A 22060-nucleotide genomic window follows, 5' to 3' on the forward strand; every position below is an offset into this window, starting at 1 on the left:
AATAGATTCAAGATATATTTATTGTGAAAAGAGCCGTTTTCGATATCGAAAACGGCTCTTTTTTTTATCGGAATATTTCTTCAAGTATATATACAGAATTTATTTCCCCAAAATTCGCAACATGTATATTATAAAAGTCCAGAATCTTAGAGAGCAGTAGGGCACGCTCTTCTTTATTGATTTTAAGGGCTGCAGCAGAGGCATAGGTCGATCCGATAAGCTGATGAAATATTTCAGTATGCGGAGGCTGTAATACATCGCTGTGAGCGGGTAGAGAGCTGCTGAAATTTCCTTCTCTCAGATCAAAATAGGGTAGAACTTTTGTTCCTACATTCGGGAGGAACCCCAAAAACATGCTGAGTTTTATAAGAAAAGTAAGGTGAAAGTTGGCCAGACTGTGATCTGTTTCATCGAGATAACGTATAGACTGAAAAATAAAATTAAACAGAAATCCGTCATGCTGTTGTTGCTTTAATGACTTGTACAGCACCTCATTAAGAAAAATGGCGATAGAGCTCTTTACAATATGGTAAGGCAGATCCAGTAAAGGAGGAGTCTGATGTGCTTCAGAGATGCGTTGCAGATTGTTATTGTCCTTGTGATAAACGATCAGTTCCAGCAGATGAAGAGGCTGAAAGAGATTAGCCTTTATCTTTGCTTTCGGTTTTTTTGCTCCGTTGACCAGATAGGATTGCAGGCCGAAACTTTCTGTATAAACCTGCACGACCACACTACTTTCAGAGTAGTTTGTCAGTTTGAGGGCTATACCTTTTGTTTTGTGAAGCATGGTTTTCCGATTGAGGCAGGCAAAAATACGAATTTGACAGTTGTAATATCTGCCTCTCTAATCTTTGTGTTGCTCTTCCTGTCTGGATTCGATAATGCTCTTTCTTTCTATCTTACGGATCAGGCTGTAAATAATTGTTACAAATCCCCAACTGAAAACAAGGACCCCGAGAATCATGATAATCTTGTATAGATCAATCTCTTGGTGCATCATCCAGTATCCCCCATAGATGATCAGTATGCCGGATACAGATAGTATAAGCCCTCTTCGTAAATATTTGTTCATTGTGAATTGTTGAAAACTATTTGATTAAAGATACAAAGTTAGATTAAAATAAAAAGTTATTTTTGCGCTCCAACCTATCCTGTGTCATAAATATTTTAAATATTTCCCGCTCAGGTCTTGTATTTGCAAAAAGAAATATAGATATTTGCAAACTCTTTGCGAAAAGACATATTAGTAATATACAGACAACAATAAAAATCAGATATCATGTCAAGAATTTGTGATTTAACAGGCAAGACGGCATTAAATGGTTACCGCGTATCGAATTCGAACGCAAAAACCAAACGTAAATTTTATCCAAACTTACAAACGAAACGTTTCTTCATTCCAGAAGAAAATCGTTGGATTACGTTAAAAGTTTCAACTTCGGCGATTAAGACGATTAATAAAAACGGCATCACTGCTGCTATTAATACGTTTATTAAAAAAGGATCTATCTAATTAGGTCAGTCGCCTGTTGCATTAAATATTCTGAAATTCAATCCCCGTCAAGGCGGATATAAAATAAAGTAAAACAATGGCTAAAAAAGGAAATAGAGTACAAGTAATCTTAGAGTGTACTGAGCACAAAGAAAGTGGTCTTCCGGGAATGTCTCGCTATATCACCACAAAAAACAAAAAGAACACAACTGAACGTCTTGAATTGAAAAAATTCAATCCGGTGTTGAGAAAAGTTACTGTTCACAAAGAAATTAAATAATCATTATCACAAGATCCCTTCAGGGATATTGAGTTAAAAAATATAAAACCATGGCAAAGAAAGCAGTTGCATCGTTACAAAAAGGTGGCGGTAAAGAATTTACAAAGGTTATTATTACTACTCGTTCTGCAAAAACTGGAGCTTATACTTTCAAATCAAGCATGATTCACAATGATAAAGTGAAAGATGCTTTAGCTGCAGCTACTAAATAAGACGAAACAGTAAGATATTCCTTTTTTAAAGTTTTTCTTTAAAAAATTCTCAAAAGCCGTTTTGGTATATTACCGAAAGGGCTTTTTTCGTTACATCTAAATTTGCGTATATTTGATGCGTATATCTGTTCTGCAAAGGGAATATACCTATCTGCGACAGAATCATTTTACATTACACGGTTTCGCTCAGGACATCTATGGGATTATTCGATTTTTTCAAAAAGAAGCAAGAAACGCCAGAAGCACAGGAAGCGCTAGATAAGGGCTTAGAAAAAACTAAAGAAGGGTTTTTGTCTAAAATTACAAAAGCAGTAGTCGGTAAATCTACTGTGGATGATGACGTTCTTGATGAACTGGAAGAGATACTGGTTACTTCGGATGTCGGCGTAACAACTACCCTGAAAATCATAGATCGTATTCAGGCGCGTGTAGCAAAAGACAAATACATCAATACTTCTGAGCTTAATAATCTGCTGAAAGACGAAATACAGGCTTTGCTTGCAGAGAATAACAGCTCTGACTTTGAAAACTTTGAATACGGAAACCATAAGCCTTATGTGATTATGGTGGTAGGTGTCAATGGCGTTGGAAAGACAACGACAATAGGTAAACTTGCCCATCAGCTGAAAGCTGCCGGAAATAAAGTCGTATTAGGTGCTGCCGATACGTTTAGAGCGGCTGCGGTTGATCAGCTAAAATTATGGGGAGAACGTGTTGGTGTACGTGTTGTGGCACAGGCTATGGGATCCGATCCCGCTTCTGTTGCTTTTGATACGATCAAGTCTGCTGTTTCCAATGGTGATGATGTCGCTATTATTGATACTGCAGGTCGTCTTCATAATAAAGTGGGATTGATGAACGAGTTGGGGAAGATCAAGAATGTCATGCAAAAAGTTATTCCGGGAGCACCACATGAGATATTGTTAGTGCTGGATGCTTCTACCGGGCAAAATGCAATCGAGCAGTGTACGCAATTTACCCAGGCCACAGATGTCAATGCGCTGGCGTTGACAAAATTGGACGGAACCGCAAAAGGTGGTGTAGTAATTGGTATTTCAGATCAGTTTAAGATCCCGGTTAAGTACATTGGAGTAGGAGAGAAGATAGACGATTTACAATTGTTCAATAAAAAAGAATTTGTTGATTCTTTATTCAAAGAATCTGCAAGGTAATATGAAAACAAAATCTGTAAGACCTGCTGAAATTAAGCAGAAACCCCGTGTTAATGTGATTACGTTAGGATGTTCCAAAAACATTCATGACAGTGAAGTGCTGATGGGGCAGTTAAAAGGGAATCAAATGGAGGTGGTACATGAGGCCTCTAATATTCAAAATAATGATATTGTGGTTATCAATACCTGTGGTTTTATAGATAATGCCAAACAGGAGTCTATTGATACCATTCTTCAATACAGCGAGCTCAAAGAGCAGGGTAAAATCAATAAGGTGATCGTTACGGGTTGTCTGTCCGAACGTTATAAACCGGAGTTGCAATCTGAAATTTCAAGTGTGGATGCATACTTCGGTACAAATGATTTACCTGAGTTATTATCCAGTATTGGGGCAGATTACCGCCATGAATTACTGGGTGAACGTATGCTGTCTACACCTTCGCACTTTTCATACTTTAAAATTGCGGAAGGATGTAACAGGCCATGTTCTTTCTGTGCGATTCCATTGATGCGTGGAAAGCATGTTTCCAAATCTATGGAAGATCTGGTAAAGGAAGCTAAATTTCTGGCCTCTAATGGTACAAAGGAATTAATTCTTATTGCGCAGGACCTGACTTATTACGGTCTTGATATCTATGGCAAACGCAATCTTTCGGACCTTTTGCGTAATCTTTCGGACGTAGACGGTATAGAATGGATTCGTCTTCAATATGCTTATCCTTCCGGATTTCCGATGGATATACTGGATGCGATGGCGGAGCGATCGAATATCTGTAATTATTTAGATATGCCTCTTCAGCATATTTCAGATAATATGCTGAAATCTATGCGAAGAGGGACAACAAAACAAAAGCAAATTGATCTGGTCAATCAGATCCGGGATAAAGTGCCTGATATTGCTCTTCGTACAACATTGATCTGCGGATATCCGGGTGAGACAGAACAAGACTTTCAGGAGATGTTGGAATGGGTGGAAGATTCCCGTTTTGACCGCCTGGGCTGTTTTACGTATTCACATGAAGAGAAAACGCATGCTCATTCGTTGACGGATGATGTGCCGGAAGAAGTAAAGGAATCCCGTGTAGAACAGATTATGGAGGTTCAGCAAGGAATTTCATACGATATTAATCAGGAAAAAATCGGTAAGACCTATAAAGTGCTGGTTGATAAAGTGGATGGTGATTATTTTATCGGACGTACAGAATATGACTCTCCGGAGGTTGATAATGAAGTATTGATCTCTGCAAAAGATGCCTATGCACGCATAGGAGATTTTGTTCAGGTAAAAATTGACCGTGCTGAAGACTTCGATCTTTATGGTACTATTGTCAAATAATATAAGAAGGGCCTTTCATTCCCGCTAAATTTTTATTTTTGTTAGGTTCCCTATGGGGCAAGTGTATTTTTTCTAATGCACCCAAAATTTAATAAGCAGGAATGAAAGCAACTTATATAGATTACCGTGATACAAACAGTTTTTCCAAGACCTTAATCGCTTATCTGGATAATCATCCGGAGCTGCAGCCATTTTATGGAAACCGACCTGATCTGGATGGTTTTGCAAAGCAAATTGAACACAAAAAAACTTTCACACACAGACCTTTGCTGGTCCATCAACTGCGGGCTCAATATACAGGCCTGCTTGCTGATGCTCCTGCCGTGGAAGCCAATATTACTGCCTTACTTGACGAAAATACCTACACCGTAACCACCGGGCATCAGCTTAATATTTTCACAGGACCTCTTTATTTTATTTTTAAGATTATTACGGCTATCCGGTTAGCGGACGATCTGAAGAAGGCGCATCCGGATAAAAACTTTGTGCCTGTATACTGGATGGCTACAGAAGATCACGATTTTGAGGAGATAAATCATACACGTGTATTTGGAAAAAAAATAAGCTGGGATACTCCGGCTGTATCTGCCACCGGACGTATGGCAACCGAAAGTATCGAAGAAGCGGTCAAACAGTATAAGGCAATATTGGGGCTTTCAGACAATTCCTGTAAACTAAATGATAAAGTCGACAAGGCGTACATTGAACATAATAATCTGGCAGATGCAACCAGAACTTTTGTACACAGTCTTTTTAAAGAGTATGGTTTAGTTATTCTGGATGCCGATAGCAGGGAATTGAAAAAGGTATTTGCTCCGGTTATCAAAGAAGATATTCTTCAGGAAAAAAGCTATAAAGCTATTCAGAAAACGTCTGAAGAACTGGAAGAGAAAGGTTTTTCTACTCAGGTGCATGCCCGGGAGATCAACTTTTTCTATTTAACAGATACGTACAGAGAGCGAATTGTTAAGCTGGATGACGGCCGTTATGAAGTTTTGCATCAGGATGTCTATTTCAGCAGGGAAGAATTAGAAAAGGAGATTGATAACTATCCGGAGCGCTTCAGCCCTAATGTGATCATGCGGCCTATGTATGAGGAAATAATACTCCCTAATCTGGCCTACATTGGCGGAGGAGCTGAAATGGTATACTGGCTCCAGTTAAAAGCAAATTTTGATCAGTATGCTGTTGATTTTCCGATTTTGGTACCCCGTAATTCCGCCATGATCACGGATGATACTATTGCCGGTAAAATCTTTCGTCTGGATCTCACCTTCAAAAGTATATTTAAGCCGGCAAACACACTTAAGAATGATTATGTGCGCAGGCATACTACGCATCGTCTGAATCTTAATGATGAATGGATGGAGCTAAATGCGATTTTCGGTAAAATAAAGCTTCGTACACATAAAATTGACCCAAGCCTCGGACCAAGTACAGATGCCGTCAAAGCCAGACTGAAAAAGGCAATAAAGAATCTTGAGAAAAAGCTTCTGAAAGCAGATAAACGCAATCATAATGAAGCATTGACGCAGATTGAAAGAGTAAAGGAAAAACTGTTTCCGGGAGGTGGTTTACAGGAGCGGACAGAAAACTTTGCATTGCTTTATGTCAAATATGGAGATGAGCTCTTCAGTGAACTTTACAAGCATTTTAATCCTCTGGATTTCAAATTTAGTATACTGTATTAAGACGTCGTCTGTTGTGGCAGAAATACTTCGGCCATCATGCATCTCGCACTTCCTCCGCCACAGGTCTCGATTACGTTCAGGGGGCTTTTAAGGAGTGTGCCATATTGCGAGAGCATATCAATCTGTATGGGGAGCAGACAGTCATACGCCTGGTTGCTCATCACGACAAACGAAGCTCCGGAGACGGAATGCACCTGTAAAATGTTTCCGGCAAATCTGCCCGCCTGCTCCTCTGTAATAAATACAATCTCTTTATTATCCTTGTGAAGGTTGTCAATCACCAGTTGACGTTGCAATTTATTGTCTATGGCATCTGCACAGAGCACCGCAAAATGGTCTCCGACTGCCATCATCACATTCGTATGATATATCGCTTTACGAAGATCGCCCACCGATTGAAAGGATTCGAACAGGACGGGGGTATAATCCATGGTCAGGCAAAAGCGGTGTACAAGATCGCTATCAGCTCTTGGGGAGAGCGAGCAGTATGCTTTTTGGTTTACCCGATCCAGAATAAGACTTCCTGTTCCTTCTAAAAATAGATGCTGATTTTCTGAAGAAGTGAAGTCCCGGCGATCAGTTACAGCGTATCCGGCTTCTTTTAGAGGAGCGAAAATATCAATCTTACGCTCATTTCTTCTGTTCTCAGCAAACATAGGATAGAGCACTACTTCCCCGTTTTCATGAAAAGATATCCAGTTATTCGGAAAGATACTGTCAGGCGTATCGTATTGGCCGTCATCCTGTACAACGATAAGTCTGATATCATGTTGTTTTAATAAGGAGACAAAGTTGTCGAACTCTTGCTGAGCGGAGGTATTGATATGCTCAGCAGACCAACCGGGAATGGTCTGTTGAAAATAATTATTGATTGCGGTCTGCTCATTCTTTCTGAAAGATGCCGGCCGGATCATCAATAGCGTATCTGTTGTTTGTCTCATGGTATATAGGTTTGCATCCTCCTTTAGTAATAAAATAGAACACCTGAACCGGCCTTCTTGTTTTCCGGTTTCTGCATAAGGAATTTCTTCCACGTGAAACCATTGTCTCTTAGCTGATTATTAGGGTTTATACAATTTGGTTCTGAGACTATTGGACTGTGTCTGGATTATAAATATACTAATATGCACAGGTTTTTTGAGCCGGAAATTATCATAATGGAAAAATAGGATTGCTCTGATTCTCTTATTTATAAAAAAGCTCACGGGGAAGTCAGAATAATGTGTTACAAATGCGATTAGCCGGGCAATATATTTTATTAAAATGATAGCGCAAACGGTTGTTTTACAGGGTAAGTATACTTCGTGTGTCACAAGGCAAAAATCACTTTTTTTAGGCTTTGAAAATATGTATCTTTGCACATCCAAAATTCGTCTGTTTTGTGAAGAAATAAAGCCCCATAAACCGGGGGCCGGTACTGAACAAAAAGCGGTAACTTTTTACATCCATGAGTAAAATACATTTTCAAGAAAAATTCGAAAGTCGTCACAACGGTCCAAGTCAGGTTGAAGTGAATGAGATGTTGTCAGCTTTAGGTGTTGACGCTGTTGATCAGCTGATTGATCAAACGGTTCCTTCTCAAATCAGAGCTAAAAAAGCATTAAACCTGCCAACAGCATTAAGTGAGACTGCGTATTTGAAAAGAGCTAAGCAAATCGCCGAAAAAAATAAGGTATTCAAATCCTATATTGGCCAGGGATATTACGATGTAATTCTTCCGGGAGTTATCCAGAGAAATGTATTCGAAAATCCGGGATGGTATACACAGTATACGCCATATCAGGCTGAAATTGCTCAGGGTCGCCTTCAGGCACTGTTGAATTTCCAGACGGTTATTACTGACTTTACAGGTTTGGAAATTGCGAATGCTTCTTTGTTAGATGAGGCAACAGCAGCTGCAGAAGCAATGTTTATGTTGTATTCTGCTCGTAAGAATAAAGCAGCAAACACTTTTTTGGTTTCAGAAAAAGCATTTCCACAGACGATTGATGTATTGAAAACAAGAGCAATCTCTTTTGGAATCGAATTGAAAATAGCATCTGTTTCAGAATCTAATCTGACAGACGATGTTTTTGCTGTTTTCTTACAGTATCCACTGGGTGACGGATCTATCATTGACTACAAAGCGTTCGCTGATGCTGTTCATGCAAAAGGAATGACAATTTGTGTAGCAGCAGATCTGATGAGTCTTGCCTTATTGACGCCTCCGGGAGAATGGGGTGCTGATGTTGTTGTGGGTAACTCGCAGCGATTTGGTGTACCAATGGGTTTTGGAGGTCCTCATGCGGCTTTCTTCGCTACAAAAGATGCTTACAAACGTAATATTCCGGGACGTATCATAGGGGTTACTTCTGATTCAAACGGGAATTATGCGCTTCGTATGGCACTGCAAACCCGTGAGCAACATATCCGTCGTGACAAAGCTTCTTCTAATATCTGTACTGCACAGGCATTACTAGCTATTATGGCTTCTTTCTATGCGGTATATCACGGACCTCAGGGGATTAAAAATATTGCAAGCCGTATCAACGATCTTGCACAATTACTAGATCATGCTGTTCAGTCACTGGGTTATACACAGCTGAACAAAACATATTTTGATACAGTTCGTTTCGAACTGGGAGAACATGCCGGATCATTGAAAGCTGAAGCACTGAATAATGAAATGAACTTCAACTACAATGGAACAGAAGTAAAAATTTCTATAGACGAAACGACTACCTTTGAAGACATTCAGACCATCACAAAAGTGTTTGCTAAAATTATCGGTAAGACACTAAGTGATGTTGATTTTGATGCTGCGGAGAAGGCAGTTGCATCTTCTATCCCTGCTGAACTGGTTCGTCAGAGCGCTTACCTGACGCATCCTATTTTCAATAGCTACCACTCTGAGCATGAGATGTTACGCTATATCAAATCATTAGAGGCGAAAGATCTTTCGCTATGTCACTCTATGATTCCGTTGGGATCATGTACGATGAAGCTGAATGCAACTGCGGAAATGGTTCCAGTGACCTGGGCACAGTTTGGCGGACTTCATCCGTTTGCACCACTGGATCAGACTTCGGGATATATGCAATTGATCGGTGAACTGAATGACTGGTTGTCTGAAATCACGGGATTTGCGAAAATGAGTTTTCAACCGAATTCCGGTGCACAGGGAGAATATGCAGGTCTTATGGTGATCCGTGCTTATCATGAAAGTCGTGGTGATCATAACCGTAATATCTGTTTGATTCCTGCATCTGCTCATGGTACCAACCCAGCATCTGCATCAATGGCGGGATTGAAAGTTGTCGTAGTGAAATGTGATGATTTTGGTAATATAGATGTAGCTGATCTAAAAGCGAAAGCTGAGGAGCACGCTGCTAATCTGAACTCATTGATGGTTACTTATCCATCTACACACGGTGTATTTGAAGAATCTATTATTGAGATCTGTGAGATCATCCATGCAAACGGAGGTCAGGTATATATGGATGGTGCGAATATGAATGCACAGGTAGGCCTGACAAGTCCGGGTCATATCGGTGCTGACGTATGTCACCTGAATCTGCACAAGACATTCTGTATCCCGCATGGTGGTGGTGGTCCGGGTATGGGCCCTATCGGTGTCGCTAAACATCTGGTGCCTTTCTTACCTAATCATGAAGTAGTAGAAACTTCAGGTGAAGAAGGTATTCATGCTGTTTCAGCAGCTCCTTTTGGTTCAGCATCTATTCTGGTTATCTCGCATGCGTATATTGCTATGATGGGCGGAGATGGTCTGACAAATGCAACTAAAACAGCTATTCTGAATGCAAACTACATCAAATCCAGATTAGAAAATCATTATCCGGTATTATATTCCGGAATCAATGGTCGCTGTGCGCATGAAATGATCCTGGATTGCCGGAACTTTAAGAACGTAGGAGTGGAAGTTGCGGATATCGCTAAACGATTGATGGATTATGGTTTCCATGCGCCAACGGTTTCTTTCCCTGTAGCGGGTACCCTGATGGTTGAGCCTACAGAGTCTGAGTCTAAAGCAGAGTTAGATCGTTTCTGTGATGCGTTGATCGCTATCCGTCAGGAAATCGCAGCAATAGAATCCGGAGAAATTGATCAGACAGAGAATGTTCTGAAGCATGCTCCGCACACAGCGGCTGTCGTGACTGCAGATGAGTGGACAAGATCATACAGCCGTCAGACTGCTGCATATCCGTTAGACTATCTGAAAGCACATAAATTTTGGCCATCTGTAGGTCGTGTAAATGAGTCTCAGGGAGACCGTACGCTGATTTGCTCATGTCCTTCTATTGAAGAATACATGGAGGCATAAGCCTTTCATTATAATACAGAAAGAGGCATTACTTTTAAGTGATGCCTCTTTTTTTGTTAATTGCTTTACAGAAGTAAACATATCTCAGAAGAGCGGATGTGTTTAATTTTTTCGAATGAGTAAAATGCTGTTTAATAGATTATTGTATATGTGATGGGATTTTTTATATTTGTTAAACAAATAAGTTATATATGAAAATCTGTGTGGTACAAGCCTCACAAATACGAATCAGTACAGTTTAGAATCCGCCCGTCGGTCTTTTAAAAAACAAATTTTATACATATGAAAAGCTATTTCAAAATTATTTCAACTCTTACTTTGTCTGCAGTTTTACTATCTGCCTGTGGCGGAAATAAAAAAAGTGAGGACGGTGATACTTCTACAGAAGAAAAGGGCGGTATCGCAGACGTAGTTTCGGGGGTCAAAAACCTGAATAATCTAACTGATGGTGCGGCAAAAATGGAGGAAGTACAGAAGAAATTAAAAGGACTGGCTCCGTTATCTAATGAGGAACTAAAATCTTTCTTTCCGGAAACATTAGAAGGATTGAAGAGAACCAGTATTTCGGTAGGGAATGGTGAAATGTATGGAAATATTGCTACTGGAAATGCCACTTATTCAGATGAGGCGGGTAAAGAAATCACCGTAAAATTGATGGATGGTGCAGGTGAGCTTGGATCGGGCGTTGTTTCTTTGCTTGTGCTTGGTTATCAGGTGGAAAGTGAAAGTGAAAACGGAAACCGTGTAGAGAAGACCGGCGAGTTTAACGGAAAACGTGGTAAAACGGAAGAAAGTAAAGAAAATGACGGAACAGCAGATTACTTTGTTTCTTCAGTAAGCTTTTTAGAAAAAGACAGATACAATGTTGAATTAAGAGGCCAGCATTTCTCATTGGCTGAATTACAGAAAGCTATGGATAAGCTGAATTATTCTGCTTTAAAATAAAAGGATATAAATAAAAGAGGGGCTAAACAGCCCCTCTTTTATTTAGCTTTGTTGAAAATACACTTCTTCATAGGGTTGGATCAGTACCCAGCCTTCTCCCTGAAACATCATTTGAAATTCTTCGCCACTTCCTCGGCCCAGTATACTTTTGAATGATACATTACTTTTTAATTCCGGCTTTAAGTGTCCTGCCCATGCTACAGTCGCATTCGGGTCTGTAAAGACAGGGTTTCCCGGAGTTACCATCAGTGTAAGCGGATCGCCATGTGTTGTAATGGCAACATATCCGCTCCCGGTCAACCGAACCTGAAATAATCCTCCGGAAAGCATTCCGGCAATACTCTTCAGCATTGTAATTTCGTTTTTGATACTCTGATCGTGTGCAAGGATATCATTTCCATTTACACAGATAGACTCATTATTGAGTTGCAGAATCTGAACTTTCTTACCCGAATCTGCCACATACAGCCGACCTGTGCCCTGTGCTTTCATCAGCTTAGCTCCTTCGCCAGTAAGGGTTTTCTTAAGGAAGTTTCCAATCCCTCCGGAAAGCATACCTTCCCTTTCAAACTTGATAGTACCAACATACCCGACCATACTTCCGTTTTTGGTCCATACAGATTGATTATTCAGGTTGATTTCCAGCATTTGTGCTTTTTCCAATTCAAAATAATCATGTTCTGAATCATCCTGCCTTGTTTTTGCAATGAATGATTGTAATGAAAATTCGCTCATAATTGTAGTGTTCTAATAAATGTATTATTAATTGTTTTCTTTCGTTTAATAAGAGTACCTGTTGCTTCTATGCTAATTATGTGCCAAGAGGTTTGTCCGGTCTTTTATTTGGGTTGCAGGTTGTATATTTGTTTAAAATAATGATTTATGAATTTAAAAATTTCTACGGGAATTATGCTGGCTTCTTTTGTAATCGCCTCCTGTTCAGGCGGAAAGTATGCCGCAACTGAGAAAGTATACAAAAGCAAAGCAAAAGAATTTGCCAAACTATATAAAGAAGTTCCTCCCAAAGATCAGGCTATTTCCAAATTGTATCCGGTAAAGGATAAAGAATGGGTGGCTTCTATTAATTTTGGCATGCGCAAGCCAAACTATGTTGTCATTCATCATACCGCACAGAATTCTACGGACCAGACCATTAAAACATTTCATTCTGCCAAAGCAGGTGTTAGTTCACACTATGTGGTAGGCCGTGACGGTAAGGTGGTGCAGATGGTCAATGATTATTACCGAGCACATCACGCCGGAATAGGAAAATGGGGAAATGATACAGACCTCAATTCTTCATCTATAGGGATAGAGCTGGACAATAATGGTACTACGGATCCCTGGACTGAATCACAGATCAATAGCCTGATCGAATTACTGACTTATCTGAAAACAAAGTATGGTATTCCACAGGCCAATTTTATCGGTCATATGGATCTGGCTCCTGCACGTAAAAATGATCCGACCCGTTTTCCCTGGAAAACATTGGCAGACAAAGGGTTCGGTTACTGGTATGATGATTTCCTGGAAACGCCGCCCTTAGATTTCAATCCGGTAATGGCTTTGCGTATTATAGGATATGACACCAAGAACCCGGATGCAGCTATCAAGGCATTTAAGACACACTATATCCAAAGAGACATCACTACAGCTACTCTTACGGATGAAGATCGTAAGATCATGTATGCTATTTATAAAAAGTTCTTGTAGAGGATTCCACCTTATACAAAAAAGGCCTTACTCGTGTAAGGCCTTTTTTGTTATATTGTTTTTACAAATTTCGGATCGTAATTCTCGATATCGATAATATATCTGTTCTGTATCAGAAAATCGAATAGAGGCTTTGCTTCCGGCGAAACTTTAAGATTCTCCGTTGTGATGATATTTTCATTTTTATCCATGTAAGGATAGACATACAGCTTTACATTTTTGCTAAACATTCCACTGATATAGCCCAGCAATTCATTTGTATAATGATCTTTATTGTATTGATCCGAGTTGAAGATATTTCTCAGGTTAGAGATATTGGAAGCTATGCCGATATTACCCGGTTTGAACTGCGTAACATATTCTGCCAGGTGATTGTTTCTGCGGAAATTGGATACCAAAATAGTATTACCGGTGGAGCAGAGGTACTCCGCACGCTCTGCGAAGTATTTTAGATCCTCATTAGAGATATTTGAATCCTCATCCAGTACATTTCCCATCAAGACCTCAATCATAACGACTACATTTTCCGGATTTGCATTTGTATTGCGTTTGAATTGCTCAACTGCAAGATTGAAAAGGTCAAAGTTTGGAAGAGATTTCTGACGGTATTTCGTACGGAGAATGATGATGTCTTTTTTATACAGATAATCCTTGCTCTGTGCCGCTTTGCCATCTGGTTTGAAGATCGCTGCTTTTGAAAATCCTTTAGCCACAAGGTAAAGGTTGATCAGACGTTCATTGACACGTTCAAAAACCGGACCTTCTACTTTTACCAGATCTATTTCCACCGAGCCTGCGGAGACATTATCTACGAAAGACTCAATCATGGATTGGATATCGTTGGTATAATAATATGCGGCATATACCAGATTGACACCGATGGTACCCAGAACTTTTTGTTGCTGCTGGTTATCATTGTCCAGCAATCTGGTGTGAATGATGATCTGATTAATAGGGCCGTTTGTGACCGTCTGAAAACGGATCCCGATCCAGCCATGCGGTTCATTTGTTTTTGTGAAATTGAGCGTTGTAACCGTATTTGCAAAGGAGAAGAACTTTTTTGTAGAGTATTTTTCTCCGTGAAGACGCTCTGTTAAAAGCTCAAATTCATGGTGGAGCATTTTATTGAGGCGGGGTCTGCTGACATATCTGCCGGACTCTTCGGCTCCGTAAATGGCATCACTGAAGGCCATGTCATATGCTGAAATGGTTTTTGCAATAGTGCCCGAAGCAGCTCCGGCACCAAAGAAGTTTCGGGCGACTTCCTGTCCTCCTCCGATCTCGGCAAATGTGCCGTAAATATCGGGGTTCAGATTTATTTGAAGTGCTTTTCTCTTGGTTTCAATAATTTCTCTCGCCATGCGGCAAAGGTACAAAAAAGCCTACGGCTTCTAAAGTGAAATGATGTTTAGAGATAACAACATTCGTAAAGAGAGGGATTATTCAGTGTTTGCTTCTTCCAAACCGGGAGTTTACAAAAGATTGTTTCTGAAAAGCAATAAAACCAGGCTTGCTTTAAAGCAGGCCTAGTTTACGGAATGCATAGAACAGGGCTGCGGTGTGCAGAGCCTGTCCTAATTTATTTTCAAACAGAAAAGTTTTAGCCTCTTCTATAGTCATTTCTACAACTTCTATATCTTCTGAGTTGTCAAGTTCCTGTTCCTGTACTTTTACACCTCCCTGTAAGATGTAAGTATATGTCAGATTTCCACTGGTAGCGGGATTGGCGTATAGCTTACAAATTTCTTCTATTCCCTCAAATGCAAATCCCGTTTCCTCCAATAGTTCTCTTCTTGCCGCATCGCGCGGATCTTCTCCTTCTTCCACAACACCGGCAGGCAATTCGACCATAATCTGATCTGCACCATGACGGTACTGACGTACAAAGAGGATTTTTTGATCTTTAGTGATTCCGATCATGTTGACCCACGTCGGGTACTCCAGCACATAGTATTCTTCTTTTATATTACCGTTCGGAAGCTCCATTTTGTCTACTCTGAGGGTAGCCCATGGACGCTTGATAATGTATTCCGAAGCGAGTAATTTCCATTTTTCCATATTGTCAGCTTAAATAATATCGGCCATCATTTTTGCAACTTTATCCTCCAGACGCTGAGATACCGTGTGGTATTCCGCAACTGAGTTTAGAGGCTCTTTTACCGAGCAGTAAAATTTGATCTTGGGTTCTGTTCCTGACGGACGTGCAGAGATCACATCTCCATCTACCGTAATAAATTGTAAAACATCTGATTTAGGAAGTTCGATAGCCTTTTTTTCTCCTGAAGCTAATAGTATAGATACACTGTTCTGGTAATCCCGGACTTCTTTTACAGCAATACTGCCCAAAGTCTGCGGCATATTTTCGCGAAGCCTTACCATCATTGCTGCAATCTCTTCAGCTCCGGCTTTTCCCTTTTTAGTCAGTGACACCAGTTTTTCACGATAGCATCCGAATTCCTGGTAGATGTCCATGAGTACATCGTAAACTGATTTACCCTTATTCTTAAAGTAAGCAGTCATTTCTGCAAGAAAAGCACAGGCATTTGGTGCATCTTTATCTCTGACAAGGTCGCCGACCAGGTATCCGTAACTTTCTTCTCCTCCGGCAAGATATTCCTCTTTTCCAAGTAACTTTGTCATCAGCTCACCAATGTATTTAAATCCTGTAAGCGTTTCATAGTGCTTTACACCAAAATGCGCAGCAATATCGGCCTGAAGATTAGTGGTAACTATCGTTTTGACAATGTATGCTGTTTCTGATAGTTTATTCTGTTCTTTTTTAGCACTTAATACATAATAAATCAACAGACTTCCTATCTGATTGCCGTTGAGCAATTCAAACTTACCTGCATTATTTTTTACGGCTACACCTACGCGATCCGCATCCGGATCGGTTGCCAGTACTAAATCTGCATCTACAGCTTCTCCTTTAGCTTTGGCCATTGCCATTGCATCTTCTTCTTCCGGATTCGGATAAATTACTGTCGGGAAATTTCCATTCGGAGTTGCCTGTTCTTCCACGAGTATTACATCGTCAAATCCCCATGCTTTAAGGAGTTGCGGAACAATAGTGATGCCTGTCCCGTGAATGGGAGAGAAGACAATTTTCAGGTCTTTTTGCGCTTTTACGACTTCAGGATTGATGCTGAGTGCCACATTAGCTTTGATATAAGCCTCATCAATCTCTGTTCCGACAGGAATAATATTTTCAGCGATAGCTTCAAATTTAATGTCATTTACAGATGCAATGGCATTCACTTCATCAATCACATTTTTATCATGCGGAGCTGTGAGCTGGCAACCGTCATTCCAGTAGGCTTTATATCCGTTATATTCTTTCGGATTGTGGGATGCCGTTAGCATAACACCACTCTGACAACCAAAATGACGTATCGCAAAGGATAGTACCGGTGTCGGACGTAATTCGGAAAACAGGTAAACTTTAATACCATTTGCAGCAAAAACATCGGCGACCAATCTGCCGAAGGACTGTGAATTATTGCGGCTATCGTATGATACAGCGACTTTGACTTCCTGACCAGCGAACTGTTTTTTGAGGTAATTTGCCAGACCTTGCGTGGCTTTTCCGATTGTGTATTTGTTCATTCGGTTAGATCCTACGCCCATAATACCACGAAGGCCTCCTGTACCAAACTCCAAATCCCGGTAGAAACTGTCAATTAATTCTGTTTCTTCATTCTGATCTATTAGTCTCCGGACCTGATCTACTGTTTCCGTATCATATTCAGATCCCAGCCATTGATTGATTTTGGCCTGTGTATTTGTGTCAATAGTACTCATATGCTAAACTCTAATTGGTAGTAAATATAGTCAATCAATAATGAGATTGCTAAATAATTTTAAGCATTACAACATAATTTTAAGCATCACAGCTGCTGTATGCGCGGTCTAAAAGGGTGACATACCAGGCATTCTGATAGTTGGTAATGTGAAATATAACAGATTCTTTTCCGGTTAGAATAACTCTGTAGCTCGTCTGCTCCAGTGTTTTCATCTTTTGGATTTCTTCTGCAGGGATTTCCTGTTCCTTGACGCGGTCGAGAAATGAGGCTAATGAGGAGAGCGTATTCGGGTGAGTGGTCGTATCTATAAACCAACCATCCTTACTCCATTTCTCATGTTCGCAACTATATGTCGGCAGGCTTGCGAATGTGATTCCGTAATCATTTTGAAATGCAGGGTAAGGATAAAAACCGGGTAAAGGATTTGCAAAATCTAATGTTGATATACGTTGAAAGCGATCTCCAGCTCCGATTCTAAGAATGATAGTCAAACCCAACTCAGGATGTATCAGAGCATTTACCTTTGCGGAGTCCTGACTTAAGTAAGCCCTGACAAAGCGGGAGGCAATTTCCTGAATTTCTACTTTTTCATCCGTTTGAGCGGATGTCGTTTTTCCCGAATCCGCCAGTTCCGAAACCTGTTGAGATTCCTTTTTTGTTTTGGAATTGCAACCCGCCAGCAGCAAGAGCATTAGGATCAGAATTAGGGGACTTCTCCTCATTTATTTATTGTTTTTGCGGATGCTTTGTTCGATCATATCCCACATTTCTTTCGGTATCGCTTCGAATCCGCTGAATTGGCCTGCCCCCTGCAGCCATTCTCCGCCATCGATGGTAATAATTTCTCCGTTGATGTAGTTGGCAAAATCTGAAACCAGAAAAGCAGCCAGATTGGCTAATTCCTGATGGTCTCCGACACGTTTTAGCGGTACCCTATTTTTAAAGTCAAATTTTTCAGCCAGATCTCCCGGTAATAACCTATCCCATGCTCCTTTTGTCGGGAAAGGTCCCGGAGCAATGGCATTATGCCGGATACCGTATTTTCCCCATTCTGCAGCAAGGGATTTGGTGAGGGTCAGCACTCCGCCTTTTGCGACGGCAGACGGGACCACGTATCCTGAACCTGTAAATGCATAAGTCGTGATAATATTCAGAACTGAGGCCTGTTGCTTTTTCGCAATCCAGTTTTTTCCAAATGTCAGCGTGCAGTTAACCGTCCCTTTGAGTACAATATCAATAATTGTGGAGAAGGCATTTGCAGACAGACGTTCAGTAGGTGAAATAAAATTACCGGCAGCGTTATTTAACAGTGCATCTACACGTCCGAATCGTTCTTCTGTTGCAGAGAGCAGATGTTCTACTTCTTCTATATTGCGGATATCACAAGCTACCGGCAGAACAGTTCCTCCTTTTTCTGCCATCATCTCTTTTGCCGTGATTTCCAGTACATCTATTTTCCGGCTTGTGATGACGATATTAGCTCCCAATTCCAGAAAATAAGTTGCCATTTTTCGTCCAAGTCCCGTTCCTCCTCCGGTGACAACGATTGTTTTTCCTTTTAACGCATTTTCTTTTAAGGCTCCTTCTACTTTTGACTGTTCCATATTATGCTTTTTTTGCGGTTAAATTTTCAATAATTGTTTTGAGCACTGCCCGTGTTGCGGGTGCCCACCACTGCTTGAGTACCTGATCGATAGCTGCCTCCTGCTGTTGAGTGATACTTTCGAGTAATTCTTTTCTTAGATTCTGTTTGGTACTTCTCCAGGAGTTCTTTTCAAATTGTGTTACTGACTTTATCTTACGTAATGCTGCGGTTCGAATACGGTCCGGGTCGACCACTTCATCTATAAGGCCGACTTCAAGCGCCTTTTCCGGATTAAGTAATTTCCCTTCTAACAGATATTGATAAGCCAGACGCTGTCCGATCCAGAAGCTATACAGCTTAAAAATACTCGGTGGAACGACAATACCGACCGGAACTTCATTCAGTCCGATGATAAATTCGCCACGAGCCATTATGCGGTAATCGCAACAGATACCAAGTACGCATCCTCCTGCGGGGCTATGGCCGGATATGGCCGCAACAGAAGGTTTGGAAAATGCGGTGAGTCTATGTATTAAGGTCATAAACCTGGACCAGAAGATTTTCATTTGCTCCTCATTGTATTCATACAGGGTGATCAGATCGAGCCCGGAGGTGAAAAAATTCTCTTTCCCATGTAAGATAATTCCCTCAATGGCGGGGTCTTCTTCTGCTTCGAGAATGGCTTGTGTAAGCTCGTCAATCATTTCCATGTGCATGGCATTAGACTTTCCTCTGTCCAGCGTAATGTGTGTGATCCGTTCTTCGGTATTGATGGTGATAAACTGCATATTCTAATTATTTTACGTCAAATTTTAAAACTCTTCTTCCAATGCGTCCCTTTGTATCAACGCCTTCCAATGTAATTTGGTATGTTCCTTTTTCATCTGAAGTGAAGAAAGAAAAATTTGTTCCTTTCTCATCTTTAATAAGAAGATTTGGCTCCCAGTGGATTGTTGACCGGTAATCACGGGTAAATGCTTTTTCCGGGTCATTGACTTCGTAATCCGGCTTAAAAAATGTCTTATTAAGGTGAAATCCTTTTGGTGTGGCTGTCGCTATTCCTTTTGGATCAAAATTGCTCGTCATAGAAGCTTTTCCGGTTTTTGAGGAGATAACAATCAGACCTCCGCCACCGTATGAGCCGTAGATAGCGGTGTACATCGGGCTGCGGAGTACCTCAATACTTTCAATATCGAAGGTATTAATCATACTGAGTTGATCAGCTTCAATGTACATTCCGTCATACACGACCTGCATAGGTACATTTCCACGTGTGTTATAGGGAACGCCTCCCTGAAAATAGACACCCATTAATCGTCCATTAAGACACATTTCCAGAGTAGGACAGGTTTGCAGATCTTCTTCTGTCAGAATCTGATCGGCGCGGCCGGAGCCATTGAGATTGCGGGAACTTTCAGCAGCTTTTTTCTCTACACGTCGTGTAATAGCGACTTCTTCCAGAAAAATAGTTTTCTCCAAAAGTCCTTTTTGCTGCATTTCTGCAAACATGCGCTGATTTTCTTTTATTGTTTTTTGAAATGTAAAATTTACATTGCTCGATTCTTCAGGGGCATTTTTGTTTTCTTTTACAAACGGAGAGACGGTTGGATCAATATCGATTTCCACATTTTTTTTGCCTTTCTCATCTGTCGCAGAGATCAGGAATTTAACACTGTCCGGAAAGACAAGATTATCGAAGTTAAATCTTCCGTCCGCATTTGCAGTAGTATCGATAAAATCCATGAAATTTCGTGTGGAGATCAGCTGTAGTTTAGCATTCGGAACTGTTCCCTTTCGGGCGTATTTTCTTACCACACCTTTGATAGACAGCATTTTTTGAGGTTCAAATGTGGGTTTGATATTTGCTAATGAGTCTATTTTCTGCCATTCAATTTTTCTCCAGCCTTGTGTAATCATGAGATTATCCAGATCCGTGATGTTAATGCTATCCGGGTTTTCAAAATAATATCCGGGACGTTCTATATATCCTTTTATATCAGAAGCTAAGAGTAATTGGGAATAGATATTCGGAGCGTCTTTGTCATATGGCTCGTTTCGGTTAAGGTTAATGACAGAGGCAGAGAGGCTCGCAAAATTGGAAGGCTCCAGAATCGCATCATCCAGACGAACATTTACTTTGCTTCGCGTTGTGTAATCCGTCTTGTCTGTACTTACTTTCAGCGGGAGGACGTTCTGCGGATTGGAGGTAAAGACCATTCTTTCGACAAGTGGGAGGCCAGCTTCAGAAAGTAATGTGATCTGATAGATACCGGTTGGCAGATTTTTTTTCGGGATCATAAATAGCAATTCGCTCTTACTGACTTTTTGCTTTGCCACGTAAAGGAGCTCTCCTAAGTGCTGTACCAACAGATAGACTTCTTTCTGATCGACACGATCGGGAGAGAAACTGTATTGTGCCGCAATACGGTCCTGCATAAATGGATTTACAGCAACGGTGATACCGGAGCTTTGTGTTTCGGGAAGTTTTGCGGATGAAACTGTTCCGTCTTCAAAAGTGACTTCAGCACTGTATTGCTGATCTTTAAACGGATTAAAGGTGAAGCTGCCGATGCCCAGATCATTTGTTTCAAATTCGGCAACAACCTCTTTTTTATTATCCAAGACCTTGCCCTTTACCTTTATGCCCATGCCGTTTGGTTTCAGTGCTTTGACACCGATCTTTGATAGCGTATTGTCCAGTAAAATTCCACCTTCAGCCAGGAGTTGTATACTGTTATCGGAAGGTGCCTGAAGAGGAATGATTTTCTTTACCGGACGCTTATCGGTAGATTCGAAAGTTAGAAGAATATAGCCTGAAGTGAGTTTTTTATCTGTTTTGAGAGTCAGATCTCCTTTTTCATCTGTTTTTTCACGGCCTTTGTCTTCTATTTTGTCTCCTGTATAGGTGCGGTATTGTACATTCGTGTTGATCAAAGGTGCTCCTGCGAAATTTTTAAGATTGATTACATAGGTATTCTTCTTTTCAGCAGGATCTGAGGCCGGGATAAAGGAGGTCGTTGAAACAACATTATCGCTTCGTCCGTTTGATATTTGTATGGTTCGGTCATAAAAGTAGGCATCATCATTATTCCGCATCCAGTTGGTATAGGCACGGATACGGTAAGAGCCTTCTGTCAGGGTATCGATCAGTTCAATTTCGCCGATGCCGAGTCCTGCCGTCATGGGAATGGTCAGGGATTTAATGATTTTCTTTTCAGGTCCGATCAGTTCAACGTAACCAACACCACTGATATTTGATAGCAGATTTTCTATTCCGACGGTAGTGTAAGCCTTAAACCAGATAGTCTCCCCGGCACTGTAATGTTGTTTGTCAAGATGGAGATATATCTTTTCCTGAATATTGTTGCTTAGATAGGTGTCGAGTTTTTTGGAGACATTGTCAATGACTGCTGTTTGTGCCATCGCTGAGATAGAAAGCGATGTAAACAAACACATGAAGAAATATTTAAGACTCATGATCGGTTTTTTTAGAAAATTAAGAAAAAATAC

The 22060-nt window shown here is 40.7% G+C and carries 20 protein-coding genes; 9 read left to right on the top strand and 11 right to left on the bottom strand.

Going from position 1 to position 22060, the window contains the following annotated elements:
- Nucleotides 1-64 precede the first annotated feature (64 nt).
- On the bottom strand, nt 65-787 hold the full coding sequence (gene recO, locus I6J02_RS07150) for a DNA repair protein RecO (RefSeq protein ID WP_201681061.1): 723 nt from the start codon (nt 785-787) through the stop codon (nt 65-67).
- Between the two features lie 57 nt (nt 788-844).
- Nucleotides 845-1072, bottom strand: a complete 228-nt coding sequence (locus tag I6J02_RS07155) for a signal peptidase (protein ID WP_201681062.1) — start codon at nt 1070-1072, stop codon at nt 845-847.
- A gap of 207 nt (nt 1073-1279) precedes the next feature.
- On the opposite strand from I6J02_RS07155, the gene rpmB reads away from it, so the two are divergent.
- From rpmB to bshC, 6 genes are all read left to right on the top strand, one after another.
- Entirely contained in the window at nt 1280-1513 is a 234-nt protein-coding gene (gene rpmB / locus I6J02_RS07160) for a 50S ribosomal protein L28 (protein WP_002998411.1), read from the top strand.
- Nucleotides 1514-1589: 76 nt separating this feature from the next.
- The gene (rpmG, locus tag I6J02_RS07165; protein ID WP_002998409.1) at nt 1590-1772 is read left to right on the top strand and encodes a 50S ribosomal protein L33; all 183 of its coding nucleotides are present in this window, start codon (nt 1590-1592) and stop codon (nt 1770-1772) included.
- Nucleotides 1773-1822: 50 nt separating this feature from the next.
- Complete coding sequence (locus I6J02_RS07170) at nt 1823-1984, top strand: DUF4295 domain-containing protein (RefSeq protein WP_002998407.1); 162 nt, start codon at nt 1823-1825, stop codon at nt 1982-1984.
- 197 nt (nt 1985-2181) lie between these two features.
- Complete coding sequence (gene ftsY, locus I6J02_RS07175) at nt 2182-3156, top strand: signal recognition particle-docking protein FtsY (RefSeq protein WP_002998405.1); 975 nt, start codon at nt 2182-2184, stop codon at nt 3154-3156.
- Nucleotide 3157: 1 nt separating this feature from the next.
- Complete coding sequence (rimO, locus tag I6J02_RS07180; RefSeq protein WP_201681063.1) at nt 3158-4492, top strand: 30S ribosomal protein S12 methylthiotransferase RimO; 1335 nt, start codon at nt 3158-3160, stop codon at nt 4490-4492.
- Nucleotides 4493-4593: 101 nt separating this feature from the next.
- Nucleotides 4594-6183, top strand: a complete 1590-nt coding sequence (gene bshC, locus I6J02_RS07185) for a bacillithiol biosynthesis cysteine-adding enzyme BshC (protein WP_201681064.1) — start codon at nt 4594-4596, stop codon at nt 6181-6183.
- Here bshC and ctlX read toward each other — a convergent pair.
- Nucleotides 6180-7124 carry a citrulline utilization hydrolase CtlX gene (ctlX, locus tag I6J02_RS07190; RefSeq protein WP_236582343.1) on the bottom strand — a complete coding sequence of 315 codons (945 nt, stop codon included), beginning with the start codon at nt 7122-7124 and terminating at the stop codon, nt 6180-6182. The genes bshC and ctlX overlap by 4 nt on opposite strands.
- A 506-nt stretch (nt 7125-7630) precedes the next feature.
- Here ctlX and gcvP point away from each other — a divergent pair.
- Both gcvP and I6J02_RS07200 read left to right on the top strand, forming a co-directional pair.
- Nucleotides 7631-10504, top strand: a complete 2874-nt coding sequence (gene gcvP, locus I6J02_RS07195; protein WP_201681066.1) for an aminomethyl-transferring glycine dehydrogenase — start codon at nt 7631-7633, stop codon at nt 10502-10504.
- Between the two features lie 282 nt (nt 10505-10786).
- On the top strand, nt 10787-11449 hold the full coding sequence (locus I6J02_RS07200; protein WP_201681067.1) for a hypothetical protein: 663 nt from the start codon (nt 10787-10789) through the stop codon (nt 11447-11449).
- A 42-nt stretch (nt 11450-11491) separates the two neighbouring features.
- Here the strand turns inward: I6J02_RS07200 and I6J02_RS07205 are convergent, their stop codons facing one another.
- Nucleotides 11492-12184: an AIM24 family protein gene (locus tag I6J02_RS07205; RefSeq protein ID WP_002998389.1), complete on the bottom strand. Its 693-nt coding sequence runs from the start codon at nt 12182-12184 to the stop codon at nt 11492-11494.
- Between the two features lie 147 nt (nt 12185-12331).
- Between I6J02_RS07205 and I6J02_RS07210 the strand changes: the two genes are divergently transcribed.
- The gene (locus tag I6J02_RS07210) at nt 12332-13162 is read left to right on the top strand and encodes an N-acetylmuramoyl-L-alanine amidase (protein ID WP_201681068.1); all 831 of its coding nucleotides are present in this window, start codon (nt 12332-12334) and stop codon (nt 13160-13162) included.
- Between the two features lie 50 nt (nt 13163-13212).
- Here I6J02_RS07210 and I6J02_RS07215 read toward each other — a convergent pair whose 3' ends face one another.
- The 7 genes from I6J02_RS07215 to I6J02_RS07245 all read right to left on the bottom strand — a co-directional run bounded on the left by I6J02_RS07215 (nt 13213) and on the right by I6J02_RS07245 (nt 22027).
- The gene (locus I6J02_RS07215; RefSeq protein WP_201681069.1) at nt 13213-14523 is read right to left on the bottom strand and encodes a nicotinamide mononucleotide adenylyltransferase; all 1311 of its coding nucleotides are present in this window, start codon (nt 14521-14523) and stop codon (nt 13213-13215) included.
- A gap of 154 nt (nt 14524-14677) precedes the next feature.
- Nucleotides 14678-15220 (bottom strand): NUDIX hydrolase, encoded by a 543-nt coding sequence (locus I6J02_RS07220; protein WP_003009518.1) that lies wholly within the window; start codon nt 15218-15220, stop codon nt 14678-14680.
- Nucleotides 15221-15229: 9 nt separating this feature from the next.
- Nucleotides 15230-16963 (bottom strand): phospho-sugar mutase, encoded by a 1734-nt coding sequence (locus tag I6J02_RS07225; protein WP_201681070.1) that lies wholly within the window; start codon nt 16961-16963, stop codon nt 15230-15232.
- A gap of 79 nt (nt 16964-17042) precedes the next feature.
- Nucleotides 17043-17687: a hypothetical protein gene (locus I6J02_RS07230; protein WP_201681071.1), complete on the bottom strand. Its 645-nt coding sequence runs from the start codon at nt 17685-17687 to the stop codon at nt 17043-17045.
- On the bottom strand, nt 17688-18569 hold the full coding sequence (locus I6J02_RS07235; protein ID WP_201681072.1) for an SDR family oxidoreductase: 882 nt from the start codon (nt 18567-18569) through the stop codon (nt 17688-17690).
- Between the two features lies 1 nt (nt 18570).
- Nucleotides 18571-19338, bottom strand: coding sequence for an enoyl-CoA hydratase/isomerase family protein (locus I6J02_RS07240; RefSeq protein ID WP_201681073.1), 768 nt, complete (start codon nt 19336-19338; stop codon nt 18571-18573).
- A 7-nt stretch (nt 19339-19345) separates the two neighbouring features.
- A complete protein-coding gene (locus I6J02_RS07245; protein ID WP_236582344.1) occupies nt 19346-22027 on the bottom strand; it encodes a TonB-dependent receptor plug domain-containing protein in 2682 nt (893 codons plus the stop codon).
- Nucleotides 22028-22060 lie beyond the last annotated feature (33 nt).

The organism is Sphingobacterium spiritivorum, from assembly GCF_016725325.1.
Taxonomy (GTDB): Bacteria; Bacteroidota; Bacteroidia; order Sphingobacteriales; family Sphingobacteriaceae; genus Sphingobacterium.

What these genes read in the sequence shown, in the direction of transcription:
- I6J02_RS07245 (WP_236582344.1), bottom strand. Translation starts at nt 22,027, where the DNA reads ATGAGTCTTAAATATTTCTTCATGTGTTTGTTTACATCGCTTTCTATC.
- I6J02_RS07205 (WP_002998389.1), bottom strand. Translation starts at nt 12,184, where the DNA reads ATGAGCGAATTTTCATTACAATCATTCATTGCAAAAACAAGGCAGGAT.
- rpmB (WP_002998411.1), top strand. Translation starts at nt 1,280, where the DNA reads ATGTCAAGAATTTGTGATTTAACAGGCAAGACGGCATTAAATGGTTAC.
- I6J02_RS07155 (WP_201681062.1), bottom strand. Translation starts at nt 1,072, where the DNA reads ATGAACAAATATTTACGAAGAGGGCTTATACTATCTGTATCCGGCATA.
- I6J02_RS07235 (WP_201681072.1), bottom strand. Translation starts at nt 18,569, where the DNA reads ATGGAACAGTCAAAAGTAGAAGGAGCCTTAAAAGAAAATGCGTTAAAA.
- I6J02_RS07225 (WP_201681070.1), bottom strand. Translation starts at nt 16,963, where the DNA reads ATGAGTACTATTGACACAAATACACAGGCCAAAATCAATCAATGGCTG.
- rpmG (WP_002998409.1), top strand. Translation starts at nt 1,590, where the DNA reads ATGGCTAAAAAAGGAAATAGAGTACAAGTAATCTTAGAGTGTACTGAG.
- I6J02_RS07220 (WP_003009518.1), bottom strand. Translation starts at nt 15,220, where the DNA reads ATGGAAAAATGGAAATTACTCGCTTCGGAATACATTATCAAGCGTCCA.
- gcvP (WP_201681066.1), top strand. Translation starts at nt 7,631, where the DNA reads ATGAGTAAAATACATTTTCAAGAAAAATTCGAAAGTCGTCACAACGGT.
- I6J02_RS07230 (WP_201681071.1), bottom strand. Translation starts at nt 17,687, where the DNA reads ATGAGGAGAAGTCCCCTAATTCTGATCCTAATGCTCTTGCTGCTGGCG.
- I6J02_RS07200 (WP_201681067.1), top strand. Translation starts at nt 10,787, where the DNA reads ATGAAAAGCTATTTCAAAATTATTTCAACTCTTACTTTGTCTGCAGTT.
- bshC (WP_201681064.1), top strand. Translation starts at nt 4,594, where the DNA reads ATGAAAGCAACTTATATAGATTACCGTGATACAAACAGTTTTTCCAAG.
- I6J02_RS07170 (WP_002998407.1), top strand. Translation starts at nt 1,823, where the DNA reads ATGGCAAAGAAAGCAGTTGCATCGTTACAAAAAGGTGGCGGTAAAGAA.
- ftsY (WP_002998405.1), top strand. Translation starts at nt 2,182, where the DNA reads ATGGGATTATTCGATTTTTTCAAAAAGAAGCAAGAAACGCCAGAAGCA.
- recO (WP_201681061.1), bottom strand. Translation starts at nt 787, where the DNA reads ATGCTTCACAAAACAAAAGGTATAGCCCTCAAACTGACAAACTACTCT.
- ctlX (WP_236582343.1), bottom strand. Translation starts at nt 7,124, where the DNA reads ATGAGACAAACAACAGATACGCTATTGATGATCCGGCCGGCATCTTTC.
- I6J02_RS07240 (WP_201681073.1), bottom strand. Translation starts at nt 19,338, where the DNA reads ATGCAGTTTATCACCATCAATACCGAAGAACGGATCACACACATTACG.
- I6J02_RS07215 (WP_201681069.1), bottom strand. Translation starts at nt 14,523, where the DNA reads ATGGCGAGAGAAATTATTGAAACCAAGAGAAAAGCACTTCAAATAAAT.
- I6J02_RS07210 (WP_201681068.1), top strand. Translation starts at nt 12,332, where the DNA reads ATGAATTTAAAAATTTCTACGGGAATTATGCTGGCTTCTTTTGTAATC.
- rimO (WP_201681063.1), top strand. Translation starts at nt 3,158, where the DNA reads ATGAAAACAAAATCTGTAAGACCTGCTGAAATTAAGCAGAAACCCCGT.